The 13,930-nt window shown below is 66.0% G+C and carries 14 protein-coding genes; 9 read left to right on the top strand and 5 right to left on the bottom strand.

The features are described from left to right. On the bottom strand, positions 1-1,620 hold the full coding sequence (locus tag ABZ827_RS19995; RefSeq protein WP_357238569.1) for a carboxyl transferase domain-containing protein: 1,620 nt from the start codon (positions 1,618-1,620) through the stop codon (positions 1-3). Between the two features lie 94 nt (positions 1,621-1,714). Here ABZ827_RS19995 and ABZ827_RS19990 point away from each other — a divergent pair, with 94 nt between their 5' ends. The 3 genes from ABZ827_RS19990 to ABZ827_RS19980 all read left to right on the top strand — a co-directional run bounded on the left by ABZ827_RS19990 (position 1,715) and on the right by ABZ827_RS19980 (position 4,555). Further along, the gene (locus ABZ827_RS19990) at positions 1,715-2,311 is read left to right on the top strand and encodes a TetR/AcrR family transcriptional regulator (RefSeq protein WP_357238568.1); all 597 of its coding nucleotides are present in this window, start codon (positions 1,715-1,717) and stop codon (positions 2,309-2,311) included. A gap of 289 nt (positions 2,312-2,600) precedes the next feature. Further along, positions 2,601-3,518, top strand: coding sequence for a hypothetical protein (locus ABZ827_RS19985; RefSeq protein ID WP_357238566.1), 918 nt, complete (start codon positions 2,601-2,603; stop codon positions 3,516-3,518). A 5-nt stretch (positions 3,519-3,523) separates the two neighbouring features. Further along, positions 3,524-4,555, top strand: a complete 1,032-nt coding sequence (locus ABZ827_RS19980) for an Rpn family recombination-promoting nuclease/putative transposase (protein WP_357238564.1) — start codon at positions 3,524-3,526, stop codon at positions 4,553-4,555. 35 nt (positions 4,556-4,590) lie between these two features. Here ABZ827_RS19980 and ABZ827_RS19975 read toward each other — a convergent pair whose 3' ends face one another. Then, on the bottom strand, positions 4,591-5,097 hold the full coding sequence (locus tag ABZ827_RS19975) for a polyketide cyclase (protein ID WP_357238562.1): 507 nt from the start codon (positions 5,095-5,097) through the stop codon (positions 4,591-4,593). A 115-nt stretch (positions 5,098-5,212) separates the two neighbouring features. Beyond that, positions 5,213-5,845, bottom strand: coding sequence for a TetR family transcriptional regulator (locus ABZ827_RS19970; RefSeq protein ID WP_357238560.1), 633 nt, complete (start codon positions 5,843-5,845; stop codon positions 5,213-5,215). Positions 5,846-5,988: 143 nt separating this feature from the next. Here ABZ827_RS19970 and ABZ827_RS19965 point away from each other — a divergent pair, with 143 nt between their 5' ends. Then, positions 5,989-6,840, top strand: a complete 852-nt coding sequence (locus tag ABZ827_RS19965; RefSeq protein ID WP_357238558.1) for an SAM-dependent methyltransferase — start codon at positions 5,989-5,991, stop codon at positions 6,838-6,840. Positions 6,841-6,969: 129 nt separating this feature from the next. Then, entirely contained in the window at positions 6,970-7,974 is a 1,005-nt protein-coding gene (locus tag ABZ827_RS19960) for a serine/threonine protein phosphatase (protein WP_357238556.1), read from the top strand. Between the two features lie 129 nt (positions 7,975-8,103). Here the strand turns inward: ABZ827_RS19960 and ABZ827_RS19955 are convergent, their stop codons facing one another. Beyond that, complete coding sequence (locus ABZ827_RS19955; RefSeq protein WP_357238554.1) at positions 8,104-8,289, bottom strand: hypothetical protein; 186 nt, start codon at positions 8,287-8,289, stop codon at positions 8,104-8,106. A gap of 1,468 nt (positions 8,290-9,757) precedes the next feature. Between ABZ827_RS19955 and ABZ827_RS19950 the strand changes: the two genes are divergently transcribed. After that, positions 9,758-10,045 carry a DUF6290 family protein gene (locus ABZ827_RS19950; RefSeq protein WP_357238552.1) on the top strand — a complete coding sequence of 96 codons (288 nt, stop codon included), beginning with the start codon at positions 9,758-9,760 and terminating at the stop codon, positions 10,043-10,045. A 253-nt stretch (positions 10,046-10,298) separates the two neighbouring features. Next, a complete protein-coding gene (locus tag ABZ827_RS19945; RefSeq protein WP_357238550.1) occupies positions 10,299-10,757 on the top strand; it encodes a hypothetical protein in 459 nt (152 codons plus the stop codon). Between the two features lie 95 nt (positions 10,758-10,852). On the opposite strand, the gene ABZ827_RS19940 is transcribed toward ABZ827_RS19945, so the two are convergent. Next, a complete protein-coding gene (locus ABZ827_RS19940; protein ID WP_357238548.1) occupies positions 10,853-12,232 on the bottom strand; it encodes an MFS transporter in 1,380 nt (459 codons plus the stop codon). Between the two features lie 253 nt (positions 12,233-12,485). Here ABZ827_RS19940 and ABZ827_RS19935 point away from each other — a divergent pair, with 253 nt between their 5' ends. Beyond that, positions 12,486-12,911 carry a PPOX class F420-dependent oxidoreductase gene (locus tag ABZ827_RS19935; protein ID WP_357238546.1) on the top strand — a complete coding sequence of 142 codons (426 nt, stop codon included), beginning with the start codon at positions 12,486-12,488 and terminating at the stop codon, positions 12,909-12,911. A 119-nt stretch (positions 12,912-13,030) separates the two neighbouring features. Continuing rightward, positions 13,031-13,789: a precorrin-4 C(11)-methyltransferase gene (gene cobM, locus ABZ827_RS19930; protein WP_357238544.1), complete on the top strand. Its 759-nt coding sequence runs from the start codon at positions 13,031-13,033 to the stop codon at positions 13,787-13,789. Positions 13,790-13,930: the final 141 nt, after the last annotated feature.

The raw sequence follows: 13,930 nt of genomic DNA, 5'->3' as shown, positions 1-13,930 counted from the left end.
TCACATCCTGAAGACGCCGTAGGAGACCGGATCCAGCGGTGCCTGCGAGCACACCGAGAGAGCCAGTCCGAGCACGGTCCGGGTATCGGCGGGATCGATGACCCCGTCGTCCCAGAGCCGGGCGGTCGAATAGTAGGGGTTGCCCTGCGCCTCGTACTGCCGGCGGATCGGCTCCTTGAACGCCTCTTGATCGGCCTCGCTCCACGGCTGACCGTTGCCGTCGAGCTGGTCACCGCGCACGGTGGCCAGCACCGAGGCCGCCTGCTCCCCGCCCATCACCGAGATCCGGGCGTTCGGCCACATCCACAGGAATCGCGGCGAGTAGGCCCGCCCGCACATCGAATAGTTCCCCGCGCCGTAGGACCCGCCGATCACCACGGTCAGCTTGGGAACCCGCGCGCACGCGACCGCGGTCACCATCTTCGCGCCGTGCTTGGCGATCCCGGAGGCCTCGTAATCGCGCCCGACCATGAACCCGGTGATGTTCTGCAGGAACAGCAGCGGGATCTCCCGTTTATCGCACAATTCGATGAAATGCGCGCCCTTCATGGCGGATTCGCCGAACAGCACACCGTTGTTGGCGACGATCCCCACCGGGTGGCCGTGGATATGCGCGAACCCGGTGACCAGGGTGGTGCCGTACTCGGCCTTGAATTCGTGGAACCCCGGCTCGCCGGTGCCGTCCGCGTCGACAATCCGGTGGATTACTTCGTGCACGTCGTAAGGGGTGCGCAGATCGACCGGGACCACGTCGTACAGGTCCCCGGTTGCCGCGGCAGGTTCACGGGCGGGCCGGACCTGCCACGCCGGTTCCGGGCGCGGTCCGAGGGTGCCGATAATGCGGCGCACGGTGCGCAGCGCGTCCCGGTCGTCATCGGCCAGATGATCGGTGACCCCGGAGGTGCGCGAATGCAGGGCGCCGCCACCGAGTTCCTCGGCGGTCACCACCTCACCGGTCGCGGCCTTCACCAGCGGTGGCCCGCCGAGGAAGATCGTGCCCTGATCCCGCACGATCACCGCCTCGTCGCTCATCGCCGGAACGTAGGCGCCGCCCGCGGTGCACGACCCCATGACCGCCGCGATCTGCGCGATACCCCGCGCGCTCATGGTGGCCTGGTTGTAGAAGATGCGGCCGAAATGTTCCCGGTCGGGGAACACCTCGTCCTGTTCGGGCAGGTAGGCGCCACCGGAGTCGACGAGGTAGACGCACGGCAGGTTGTTGTGCAGCGCCACTTCCTGGGCGCGCAGATGTTTCTTGACCGTGATCGGGTAGTAGGTGCCGCCCTTGACCGTGGCGTCGTTGGCGACGATCACGCATTCACGACCGGCCACCCGCCCGATGCCGGTGATGATTCCGGCGCCCGGCGAATCATCGCCGTACATCCCGTCGGCGGCCAGTGGCGAGAGCTCCAGGAACGGGCTGCCGGGATCGAGCAGCTGGTCCACCCGGTCGCGCGGCAGGAGTTTGCCGCGGGCGATATGACGCTCCCGTGCCTTCTGCGGACCGCCGCGGGCGGTGAGTGCGAGGCGGCGGCGCAACTCGTCGACCAAGGCCAGATTGGCGGCCCGGTTATCGGTGTCCGGCCGAATGGTCGGCGAGGGGCTCGCGGTGCGGGTCATCACATGAACCTGCCATCTGAGTTAGTCGCTGATAACTGGAATTGAGGTTAATCTTGACTAACCGAGTTGTCCAGAGGAAGGGAAGGTAGTGCGGGTGACCAGTCCTGATTCTGCCACCCCCACGCGTCGCGAACTGTTGAAGCAGCAGCGCCGCGGCCAGCTGCTCGCCGCCGGCGCCCGGCTCATCGCCGAACGCGGCTACCTCGGCATGCGGCTCGACGACCTGGGCGCGGCGGTCGGTATCAGCGGTCCCGCGGTCTATCGGCACTTCTCCAACAAAGAGGCATTACTGGTGGAGCTGCTGGTCGGGATCAGCCGCCGCCTGCTCGAGGGTGGCACCGCGGTCGCTGCGGACACCACCCCGGATCAAGCCCTGGCCGCACTGGTGGATTTCCACCTCGACTTCGCCCTCGGCGAACCCGAACTCATCCGCATCCAGGACCGCGACCTCGACAACGTCCCGGTACCCGCGCGCCGCGAAATCCGCCGCACCCAGCGCCGCTATCTGGAGATCTGGGTGCGCATCCTCTGCGAACTGCTCCCCGGCCTGGACGAGGACTCTGCCCGGGTCCGCGCCCACGCCATCTTCGGTCTACTCAACTCCACCCCCCACAGCGCCGGCCCGGCCCGAGGTCGCACCCGGTCGGTTCTGCGCTCGATGGCCCTGGCCGCGCTCACCCATCCGGTGTGAATCAGGACTTGTATCCAATTGATCGCGATGCGGTATGCGCCCCGGTCCTGCGCCGTCCCCCGGTATCGACTTGCCCGAACCGGAAACAACTGAGACCGAGGCAAACCTCCTCTGCCGCTGGGGGTTTACGCGGCTCGGTCCGGCGCGTCTACTGCTCCGATGAGCTCGGGGCGTGCCGGACAGCGAGAGTGGCTTATGTGAGACCTGCACATCTGACCGTTCCGCAACTCCGGTGGCGTGCTTGGGCCGAGAGGGTCCTGTTCATGCGCAGCGTCTATACGCTGTGGTCATGGGTTCGCGAGCTGAGATCGTTACCCTCGAGCGGGGGAAACAACAAAGGTTTTACACCCAATGGGGTGGACAGTCACTACACCTGGATCTGTTGGCGGGCCCCGGGCCCGCGCTGCGGTTCGCCACTGCGCAGCGCCCGGTCGAGAACTGGACTGCCGACCTGGAAGCGGCAGCCGTCATCGACTTCGATCAGCGCATGCTGCTGTGGTTTTCGGCGTCGTGCGAGGAAAGCACGTTGCGGGAAGCGGTATTCGAGGTCATGTCGATCACATGGCCCGGCTGGCGTCTGCATTGGGCGGAATATCGAGAGCTGGATCTGATCGACTACTGCGCGGGCCGATGGCCGGAATGCATGGTCACCCTCACCGACACCACGGGCCGCGCCCGCTTCTACATGCCCCCGATCGATTCCGGCGCCCTGCTGGCCGAGGGCCCTGCTCTTGTCGCGACCGTCAGCGGGTGGGACGTGGCGAAACGTATCCCGGCTATGGTCATGTCGGGGATCGACCTCGATCCCGTAAAACGGGCCGGCATGGTGTGGTCACTCGACAACAGCGCCGATTCTCTGGTGGCCGAAGCTACTGTGCGCTGGCCCGGCTGGACATGGGAGAGCTATCCCGATCGCGCATCCACTCTTCCTGAACCGACCCCGTTTGCGGATCCCGAACTGGCGGTTGCCTTCCGGGAACTGGCCGCGAGTTTCGACCAGCATCAGCTCCTCGACGCCGGAACCGCGGCCGCGGCCTCGCTGTTGCGCGCGGCGGGCCGGATCCGGGAACTGATGGGCTCGGCCGGGCTGACCTTGGAGACCGTGGAAGACAACACCTTCACCCACTGCCCGGTAGATCTGTCGCCCGCCGAGCTCGCGGATACCCGTGAGGCGATCACCGTCGCAGAGCAACGGCTGAGGTCCTGACGACCATGACAGGCGAATCAGCGCAGCGGTCGAACCCGCACGATGCGTACTTCCGGAAAGTCATGGCACACCGCGACAACGCCGCTTGCGAAATACGCGTCGCCCTGCCCGCGGCATTCATCTCCCGTCTCGATCTGACCGAACTGCGGCTACAACCCGGTAGCTTCGTTCACCCCGACCTGCGCAACCGCTACAGCGACCTGCTCTACCGCACCCGCCTCGACGGTCACCCTGCCTACATCTACATCCTGATGGAACACCAATCCAGCAGTGATCGGTTCATGGCCTTCCGCATGCTCGAATACATGGTCGCCATCTGGCGTCAGCACCTGGCCGACAACTACCGCGACCGTAGGCGCAAACGCCCCGGTGTCACCAAGGCGACCACCTTGCCCGCGATCATCCCGCTGGTCGTGCACAACACCGCCGAGGGCAGGGCCTGGTCCGCGCCCACCGAACTATCCGACCTGCTCGACCTCGACGACGACGCCCGCGACTCGCTGGGCCCGTACCTGCCCCGGTTCCGGTTTCTGCTCGACGATATCGCCGCCCTAGATCTCACGGCACTTCGTGAGCGCGACCTAACCCCCGCGACCCGCGTCTTGCTGGTGTTGCAGCGCATCGCACCCAAGAACCCGGCGCTGGGACGCGATATGCTGGACTGGCTCGAAGACCTGCGTGAACTGGAGTCCGGCCCGGACCCCCTCGGCGATTACCTGACCGTCCTGACCTACATCATGAGGGTCGGCGAAACCCCCGAGGCCGACCTCGCGGCGGTATTCGAGCGGCTCGGTCCGCGAGCGAAGGAGGCGATCGTGACAACAGCGGAAACCATCGAAGCCCGCGGGGAAGCGCGCGGAGAGGCCCGCGGAGAAGCCCGCGGCCGGGCAGCAGCACTGCTCGAGCTGATGACCGCCAAATTCGGCCCGCTATCGGCCGCCTCCACCCATCTGGTCCGCTCAGCAGATCCCGAGCAGGTGCGGATCTGGACAGTGCGAGTACTGACCGCGACCACTCTCGACGAGCTACTTGCCTGAACCGGGGTGCCGCGGCGCTCGCTGAGAACACGTCGTCACAGGCCGGCGTGGTGCCCCTCGGCGAGTAGCTTCAGATTGAGCAGCTGTCGCCGAGCCATGATCAGGTCGCCGACCGACAGCCCGAGCGCCACCAAGCGGTTGGTCCGCATAACCAGTTTGAACAGTAGGCGCGTCGTGTCATGCCCCTCGGCCACGAGGACATAGGACATGACGGCGCTCGAGATGCTGCCGGTCAGCTGTTCTCCCGCCTCGACCGAAACGATCCGGCCCAGCCTGCGTCCGCCGGTGGCCGTGAACCTGTCACCGACCTGCGGCTCGGGAAGATCGATGAGATCGCGAGGTGAGCGGCGCCCCAGATTATCGATCCAGTCGTACGAGTAGGGCGCAAGCCGCACTTGTGTGACCCATGGCCACACCGCTTCGGAAGGCGCCCGGACACTCACGCCCCGCCATACCTCCAGCGCGGGTGACTTCACGAAGTCGTCGCACGGATAGGGGCGCGTGACCTCGCTGTCGCTCACGCCCCACCGGTCGCCGATCATGCATCGATCTGTACGCTTCGCCGGTCCATCGTTCAAGCTCTATCCCGGTCCGCGCCGACACCGTCGCTCCTCTCGTACCGCGTGTCCTCGCCGCCGAATCGCGAAGCGCGGCTGTTCAGGTATGCGAGGTGAGGGTGGTCAGCCACTGGTGAACGGCTGGTCGCAGGTCGGCGAGGCCGGCTGGGGTTCCCGGTTCGATATGGGTCAGGGATCGGGTGCCGTGGAGGCGGTCGAAGAGCAGTCCTTCGAGCAGGCTGATCAGATCGTGGGCGGCGCGGTGGGGGTCGGGGGCGCCGAATGCGGACATCAGTGATTGTGCGGCGGGTAGGGAGAAAAGGCATCCGGCGAGGGCGGTGCGCAGGTCGTCGCCGAGGGCGCTGTCGATGGACAGCGCGTAGCGGGCCAGCGCATCCCGGCGGCGGGGGCCCAGGAGCAGGTCGAGTTGGGTGGTGATGAGGTCGGTGGCGCTCTCGATGCTGAAATCCCGCTTCTGGTCGAGGGCTGTATGGAAGGCGTCGCGCGAAGCGCCGGTGAGATGGGTGATCGCGGCATCGAGGAGTTCCCGGCGAGTGCGGTAGTAGTACGACGTCGACCCTCGTGGCAGCTCGAGTCTTCGATCGATCGCGGGGTGGCTCACCGCTCGGCTACCGCCGGTCGCTGCCAGATCCAGCACCGCTTCGCAGATTGCTGTCCGCCTCGCTGTTCCCCGGGGTGTGGCTGTTTCCGCGTTGCTTCCATGCTCGGTCATGCCTGTTCTCCTTGGGCGGTTGCCACGAACTCGGCGGTCGGAGAGTGTGGTCGGCCACTTCTCTTCCGTGTAGCCCGTCCCATCCTCTAATAATATAGAGGATGCTCCCCGTGTTGGAGCGCCGGATGAAAGAAGGCCGAACCATGACTGAGCAACCCCTGGTAAGCCATGTCTCCGACACTGCGCGTTGGGTCGCCGTCCACCGCGCCACCGAAACGAAGCGACCCGACGCTCTGTTCGCGGACCCGTTCGCCGCCCGCCTGGCCGGCCCGCGTGGACACGAGATCGCTGCCACCGCAGCGCGATCCATCGCCGACGACTGGTTCTTGGTCTCGCGTACCAAGCTCGTCGACGATCGGGTGACCGCGGCCGTCGCCGCGGGATGCGATGTGGTGGTCAATCTCGGCGCCGGCCTCGATACCCGCCCCTATCGCATGGCATTGCCGCCCGGCCTGCGGTGGATCGAGGCCGACCTGCCCGGGTTGATCACCGAGAAGACTGCTCTGCTCGCCGACGCCGACCCCCGGTGCCGGCTGGTGCGCACCAGCCTGGATATCACCGACGCCGAGGCGCTCAGCACCTTCCTCGACGATTCACTCGAAGGCGCGCGGCAGGCTCTTGTGGTGACCGAAGGCTTGGTCATGTACCTGAGCGAGGAAAATGTCATCGATCTGGCCCGGACCCTGCGACATCCCGCCGTCGCGGGCTGGTGCCTGGATTTCAGCACTGCGGGTGTGGCGGCCCTGATGGCCGACCGGAACCAGGGATTGTTGCGGCACGCACCGTGGACCTTCCTGCCCGCCAACGGACTCGCCTTCTTCGAAGACCTCGGATGGCACGCCGCATACGTGGAATCGATCCTGACTGCCGCCGCCCGGTTCGATCGGCTGAGCTCACCGCAGATGCAAGCGGCAGCCACCGGTCCCCAACCGGACCCCCGCAGGCCCGGCGACTGGCCGTACAGCGCGGTCACGCACCTGACTCGACCTGCCTGAGTTCTCTCCAGCGGGCCTGATCGAACTGGACGACGATCGGGTGGTCGCAGTATCAACGATCAAAAGTGAACGAGGGCGGACTATTTCGTGTTCTGACCGCCGGTCTGTCGGCGGTGACACAATCGTGCGATGACAGCTGTCAGGACTGCCCGCCACCGAAGAGTCTCGGAATTCCTGGCTTCCCGGGGCGATTTCGAGCTCGCTGAGCTCGTCGACGCCGGTCGGGTCGTGAGCGTGGGTGTGGGTGGGGGCGCGGCGCTCATCGACGTGGACAGCGTGCCGGTGTTCGCCAAGCGCGTCCCACTGACCGACCTCGAGCTCGCCCACCCGGGCTCCACCGCGAACCTGTTCGATCTGCCGATGTTCTGCCAGTACGGCGTCGGCGGCCCCAGCTTCAACGCGTGGCGAGAGCTGGCCGCGAATATCGTCGTCACCGACGCCGTACTGGCCGGTGAGACACAGTCTTTCCCGGTGCTCTACCACTGGCGGGTGCTACCGGGTCGCTCGGCGGTCGCGGCCGAACACGCCGATATCGACGCGGTGGTCACCGCTCAGGGCGGCTGCCCGGCCGTGCGTGCGCGTCTCGAAGCGCTGGCCGCCGCCTCGCACAGCCTCGTGCTGTTCTGCGAATACATTCCATACCCGATAGATGGCTGGCTGCGGGAAAACCCGGCAGGCAAGGCCGCAACAGTCGAGCGCCAGTTCTCCGAGGTCGTGACGTTCCTACGTGATCGGGAGTTACTGCATATGGACGGGCATTTCGGCAATATGCGCACCGATATGCAGCGGATCTATCTCAGTGATTTCGGTCTGGCCACATCCCCGCGATTCGACCTGTCGGCCGCCGAGCGTGACTTCGTCGAACGCCACGCCACCCACGACGCGGGCTACGCCGCCATGCGACTGGTCAACTGGCTGGTGACCGATATCTGCGGGGTACCGATGCCGTCCAGCGGCGGGCCGGTCACCCGCAACGAGTACGTACGCCAGTGCGCAGCCGGCCACATCCCGGATGATGTGCCACCGGCGGTGGCCGCGATCCTGACCCGGTACGCACCTGCCGCCGCGAAGATGAACGCCTTCTACTGGAGACTGTTCGAAGGCGACGTCCACGCGGAGTACCCCGGTATATGAGGGGCTCAGGCTGGTGTGCCCTCGGTCGCGGTCCGGCACCCGCGGACATCGCCGACTCGTGCGGATGCCGCCTGCGGGAAGTGGACGACGATCCGCCCGGGATGATCGGCTGTCCGGCCGGGTCGGTGCTCACCGCTGTTCGGGATGGCAGGTGACCACGAAATTCAGCACTACGTCGTCGTCGGTCTCCGTCCGGTCCGCGGGGCAGTCGGCGGACTGGACCGAGGCGGCGCCAGGGGCAATCTCATCGGTACCGGGGGCTACGGATACGTTCTCGGTGGTGTCGCGCCGGAACGATCGTGGGTCTTGCTCCATACGTGTTCCTTCCCAGGTTTTGTCGCGATCGGAACCGGCCCCGCCGTGGCGCCCCCGAAACCGAGCGGCGGTTGGGTTGGTTTCAACACCCTTTCACATACCTGAGGTCGGTTTTGACTCCTCTGGCGGTGGGTCGGCCGATTCGGATGCCTCCGGATCGCTCCACCGAACCTCGATGTGAGCTCCGCTGGTTCGTCGGATCGCTGCTGGTTGCGGTAGCTACCTGCGGGTTCCGTGGTGGAAGTTAATCGCGATCCGCAGCTCCGATGCGAATAATGGCATTTACTGCCATATTGGAAACTTTTTTCTGGAACGAGTTACAACCCCCGTGAGCGGTCGCTGGTTTGAAACATGCATGCCCAGATGTTATCTACGAAATATAACGATCACGCCAGAAGATGGTTCGGCGGACGGTTCCCGATGGTTAGGTATGGATTACTTCAGCCGGTGCGGTCCGTACCGGTGGCCGTTCACGTGGAGATGTCGTCCGGCTCCGGCATACTGCTGATGAGTAGTAGGGCAACTTCGACGCATCCCGTTTCCTGCAGCTGCGATCGGCTCTGCTGAAAGCTCCAATAGGTAGGTGCCCGGATCGCCGGGCCGGAGAGGTGATGAACGGCGCGGTGGAGGAACGGCTCCGGTTTACATATGGTCGAGCGATGTCAAGTGGCCTGTTTTGTGGTACGTACGCCGGTGCTCTGGGCGTGGGCTACCGCCCCGGGCGATGCGGCGGCGGGGCTGGGGCGGTCGCTCTATCCGGTGGGATTGCGGTTCGTTCCCATTCGACAAGATGCAATTGGCAAATATATGGCGAATTGTATTTCGCCGGGCGATCGACTTCGGGGTGGGGAATCGATAAAACGCCGTGTTCTACAGCAGAGAAATTACCCCGAGGCGTTCAAGGAAGTATTTCCGGTATGGCCGATATATGTTTTCCGACCAATGATCCGAACGATGATCAGGAGCCGGAGGTGGTCCTCGTTTTCGAAATCATCTCCGAGGAAGAGACGGTATGACTTTTCAGCTCGGCGGGAATCTCGGCCGGCGTTAAACGTGCGATGCGAATCGCGACCGGTCGCTGGGTGGCCGGAGGTGGTGGCCGCAGCGGCAGCCATGACTTACGTCACGTGGCGGGCGTGATTCCGGTGCCCATAAACGGACCTGGTCGACGCTCGGCGGGATTCGGATTCCGGTGCGGCCGTGTCGAATGTCGTATTTGCCGGGCCGTCATGCGGGCGGCCCCAGCCGTATTCCGCACGGTATAGGGCCGTTTGTTGTGCTTCTCCATACTGGGACCACTTAAGGTGCACAGGTGCTACGGTTCTGTGGATCGGATCTGTCGGTGGCTGTAATCGTCGATCTCAAACGAATAGAGGGGAACCTATGACACATCCATTGTCACTCGCGCACCGAAGTGTTTTGCGGTGAGAACGGCAATCGTCGTTCTGCCTCTCTCATAGGAGCTTCGATGGCTGATAGTGCAAGATCCAGAGCGTCCGGAGCGCAAGACGGCGTCCCGGGGAACACCACGTTCAGTATCCGGCTGCGCCCGAAGGACTACCGGACATTGATGAGCTACGCGAACCTGCGCAAGATTTCGATCGCCGAGCTGGCGCGCGAGTTCATCCTCGACGGGCTACGGAATGCCCTGGACCCCGCGGAGATAGAGCGGGAGATGGAGGCGGAGAAGCAGCGTTTGCTCGCCTACGCCAAGGAGATAAGGGAAGCGGCCGAGGGTCAGTCGGGGGATGAGTGACCGCCCGGCAACTCTGATGCCGGAGTACGCGACCGCCGGAGGGTGGGACCACGGAAGTGGTCCCACCCTCTGCTTTTCGGGTCGAGTCCGCGTGCGGCGCGGGCTGTTCGGGTTTGTGCTGGCGGCCGCGCGCATCCCGTCGAATCGGTAGTGATTCATAGAACCGTTGGTGCTGTACGATCTAGGTGCGCACAAGGGCTTGCTGATCGTGGGCCGGGACGGCGCTCGAACGAGAAGGATCCGTTTCGTAACGATGACGACAACGGCAAATGGCTCCGGGGCCGATCCCGGTGCTCGGGATCCCGGTAACGGCAGTGACCGAACGGGTGCCGCTCGGGTCAGCGGCGGCGCAGGCCTGGTGAGCCCCAAGGGTTTCGGATGGTTCGTGATAGCGACACTGGCCGGATTGGTCTACGGCATCGTCGCGCGCGGGAGCGGCTGCCCTATGGCCGGGGCCGCGGGAGCCGGGGTCGCGGCGGGGGTCGCGGTTCTCTACTGGCTCGAGCAATTCGACTGGCACGATCTGCTCACCACCCGTCGCGGCTGGATCCTCCTTGTCGCATCCTGCGCCTTCGGTTTGGTCGCGACCTGCGTCCCCGTATTCACCGTTACCGGCCACGACATCTGGGTGCGGATCTTCGGTGTGCTCACCGCGGCGGCGGTCGGGTTCGGTGGTGCTCTGGGGGTCGCCGACCACTTCGTCGGCCGGTGACCCGAGGTCTGTTCGACGCGGAACTCCCGCGGCCGGTGGTACGTCCGGCCGACGTGGGTACGTGATCTCCGGTGCCGCCGCCGCGGTGAACCGAATTACAGCCGGATGGCCGCCGCCGTATCGCGGGCCGCGTCCGCCCGGTCGATATCGGCCAGGTCGAAGCCCTTGGTTTCCCGTGCGGCCAGCACTGCGACCGCGGTCACCGCGGCCGCCGCCGCCAGGTAGATGGCGATCGGGACCGAGGAGTCGAAAGTGTCCAGCAGTTTCACCGCGATCACCGGGGCCAGGGAACCGGCGACGATCGAGGTCACCTGGTAGCCGAGGGATACGCCGGAGTACCGCATCCGGGTCGGGAACATCTCCGCCATGATCGCCGGTTGCGGGGCGTACATGAACGCGTGCGCGATCAGGCCGAGCATGATCGCCGCGGTGATGATCCACCCGTTTCCGGTGTCCATCATCGGGAAGGCGACGAAACCCCATATGCCCGCCCCGATCGTGCCGGCCAGGTAGACCGGGCGCCGCCCGATCCGGTCGGCGAGCGCGCCTACCAGCGGGACGGCCGCGAAATGTACGGCATGGGCGGCGAGCAGCCACCACAGGATGTCGCTGGTCGACATATCGTGCTGGACCTTCAGATACGTGATGGTGAAGGTGACCACCAGGTAGTACATGATGTTCTCGCCGAAGCGCAGGCCCATCGCGGTGAAGACACCCCGCGGATACCGCTTCAGGACTTCGATCGCGCTGAAGGACGAGGTCCGTACCTGTTCGGCTTCCTTCTGTGCCGCGGTGAAGATCGGCGCGTCGGTCACCTTGGTGCGGATGTAATAGCCGATCAGCACCACCACGGCCGACAGCCAGAACGCGATCCGCCAGCCCCAGGAGAGGAAATCGTCGTCGGACAGGATGGTGGTGAGGACCAGCAGGACGATCGTGGCCAGCAGGTTTCCGCCGGGTACACCGGACTGCGGCCAGCTGGCCCAGAAACCGCGACTCTTGTTCGGGCTGTGCTCGGCCACCAGCAGAACAGCGCCGCCCCATTCCCCGCCGACCGCGAAACCCTGCAGGAATCGCAGCACGACCAGGAGTGCCGGTGCCAGATAGCCGATCTGGCCGTAGGTGGGCAGGCAGCCCATCAGGAATGTGGCCGCACCCACCAGGATCAAGCTGAACTGCAGGAGTCGTTTGCGGCCGTACTTGTCGCCGAAATGGCCGAAGACGATCCCGCCCAGCGGCCGGGCAGCGAAACCCACCGCGTACGTGAGGAAGGCCTTCAGGATCGCGTCGAGTTCGCTATCGGATTCCGGGAAGAAGATCTTGCTGAACACCAGCGTCGCGGCGGTGCCGTACAGGAAGAACTCGTACCACTCCACCACGGTGCCCGCCATGGACGCGGCGACCACTCGCCGCAATCCGCTCCGATCGGGCGGCGATGTCCCGTCGGCCCGCTTCGCCCCGTCCACCACGCTCATCGCCAACTCCTCACAAGCTGCGGCCCGCAAACCGGCATCGGGGCCACTCGGAGTATCGCGCGGCCGGGGGCGCGGTATCGGCGATTCCGCCCGGTTCGTTCGTGTGGTGTCCGATCAGTGGGAAGAGCTGTCCGCCGGGTTCTACCGGCCCGGTCGGGCGGAGCTGGGCTTTTGTCTCCGGAAGACAGGGCCGGCCGGCCGACGCGCCGCGTGACTCCCGGGCGCGGAGCGGAACCCGGCCTAGGGTTGCGCTATGGCCTCACTCTCCGATCCCGCGGTACGCGAATTCCTCAGTTACGGAACCCGAACCGCCAAGGTGGCTTTCACCGCCGCCGACGGGCGGCCCCTGGTGACCCCGGTGTGGTTCCTGCTCGACGGGGACGAGATCGTCTTCAATACGGGTAAGGACACCGCGAAGGGTAAGGCGCTGCGGCGGGACCCCCGGATCGCGATGGTGGTGGATCTCGAGGAGCCGCCCTACGGGGCGGTGCAGATCCAGGGCACGGTCACCTTCTCGGAGGACCCGGCCGAGCTGCTGCGCTCCGCGACCGCGATCGGTGGCCGTTATATGGGGACGGCCCGTGCCGACGAGTTCGGCCGCCGTAACGGTGTCCCCGGCGAACTCCTGGTCCGGGTGCAGCCGACCAAGGTCATCGCTTTCTTCGACGCCGTCGGGTGATCCCGGCCATCGGAACCGGCGGTGGCAACGTCGCCGAATCCGACGAGCGTCGGGTGACCGGCCCGGGGTGAGGTGCGGTCGACTGCCGGCCGGGCTGTCGCCGGTCCTATGCTCGACCCATGACGGTCCACTTCATCGGTGCCGGGCCCGGGGCCGCCGATCTGCTGACCGTGCGTGCGGTCGACCTCTTGCGGCGGTGTCCGGTATGCCTGTACCCGGGGACCTACCTGGACCCGGAGGTGATCGCCCACTGCGCTCCGGGCACAGAACTCATCGACACCCAGCGGCTCGATCTGGACCAGATCACCGAGCATCTGGTGCGGGCGGACGCCGCGGGCGCGGAGGTGGCCCGGCTGTGCTCCGGTGATCCCTCCTTGTATTCGGCGCTCACCGAGCAGACTCGCCGGCTCGACGCTGCCGGGGTGGCGTGGGATATCACCCCGGGTGTCCCGGCATACGCCGCGGCGGCGGCGTTGGTGGGGGCGGAGCTGACTGTTCCCGAGATCGCGCAGTCGGTGGTGCTGACCCGGGTCCAGGCCCGGTCGACGGTGATGCCGGACACCGAGGCGCTGTCCGGATTCGCACGTACCCGGGCGACGCTGGCGTTGCATCTGGCCGTTACCCGCATCCGGGAGCTGGCGGTGGAACTGGCCGGGCACTACGGTGCGGCCTGCCCCGTCGCGGTGGTCTATCGCGCCAGCCAGCCGGACGAGCTCGTGCTGCGCGGCACACTGGCCGGGATCGCCGATCAGGTCGAGGCGGCCGGGCTGCGGCGCGCGGCGGTGATCCTGGTCGGCTGGGCGCTCGAGCGGGGGACGGATTGTGCGCAATCACACCTGTACGACCCGGCACGCGATCGCGCGCACCTGAACGGGTAACGCGCGGTTCGCGCACCGGCGCGCGACCCTCGCGGCCGGTACGGAGATATAGCGCCTGGGCAGGGCCGCCGTTGCGGAGCACGGTTGGTGCGGGGGCGGCGCGACGGTAGATTGGATCGGTGGTCAGGAATCGGCGCGTGG

Origin of the sequence: Nocardia sp. NPDC019395 (genome assembly GCF_040632335.1) — a bacterium.
Lineage (GTDB): Bacteria > Actinomycetota > Actinomycetes > Mycobacteriales > Mycobacteriaceae > Nocardia.
Note: the sequence above shows the minus strand (reverse complement) of the source record. Positions and strands in the feature narration are given on the sequence as shown.

Coding starts and splice junctions, on each gene's coding strand:
- ABZ827_RS19940 (WP_357238548.1), bottom strand. CDS start 12,232: ATGAGCGTGGTGGACGGGGCGAAGCGGGCCGACGGGACATCGCCGCCC.
- ABZ827_RS19980 (WP_357238564.1), top strand. CDS start 3,524: ATGACAGGCGAATCAGCGCAGCGGTCGAACCCGCACGATGCGTACTTC.
- ABZ827_RS19970 (WP_357238560.1), bottom strand. CDS start 5,845: ATGACCGAGCATGGAAGCAACGCGGAAACAGCCACACCCCGGGGAACA.
- ABZ827_RS19935 (WP_357238546.1), top strand. CDS start 12,486: ATGGCCTCACTCTCCGATCCCGCGGTACGCGAATTCCTCAGTTACGGA.
- ABZ827_RS19960 (WP_357238556.1), top strand. CDS start 6,970: ATGACAGCTGTCAGGACTGCCCGCCACCGAAGAGTCTCGGAATTCCTG.
- ABZ827_RS19975 (WP_357238562.1), bottom strand. CDS start 5,097: ATGATCGGCGACCGGTGGGGCGTGAGCGACAGCGAGGTCACGCGCCCC.
- ABZ827_RS19955 (WP_357238554.1), bottom strand. CDS start 8,289: ATGGAGCAAGACCCACGATCGTTCCGGCGCGACACCACCGAGAACGTA.
- ABZ827_RS19965 (WP_357238558.1), top strand. CDS start 5,989: ATGACTGAGCAACCCCTGGTAAGCCATGTCTCCGACACTGCGCGTTGG.
- ABZ827_RS19995 (WP_357238569.1), bottom strand. CDS start 1,620: ATGACCCGCACCGCGAGCCCCTCGCCGACCATTCGGCCGGACACCGAT.
- cobM (WP_357238544.1), top strand. CDS start 13,031: ATGACGGTCCACTTCATCGGTGCCGGGCCCGGGGCCGCCGATCTGCTG.
- ABZ827_RS19945 (WP_357238550.1), top strand. CDS start 10,299: ATGACGACAACGGCAAATGGCTCCGGGGCCGATCCCGGTGCTCGGGAT.
- ABZ827_RS19950 (WP_357238552.1), top strand. CDS start 9,758: ATGGCTGATAGTGCAAGATCCAGAGCGTCCGGAGCGCAAGACGGCGTC.
- ABZ827_RS19985 (WP_357238566.1), top strand. CDS start 2,601: ATGGGTTCGCGAGCTGAGATCGTTACCCTCGAGCGGGGGAAACAACAA.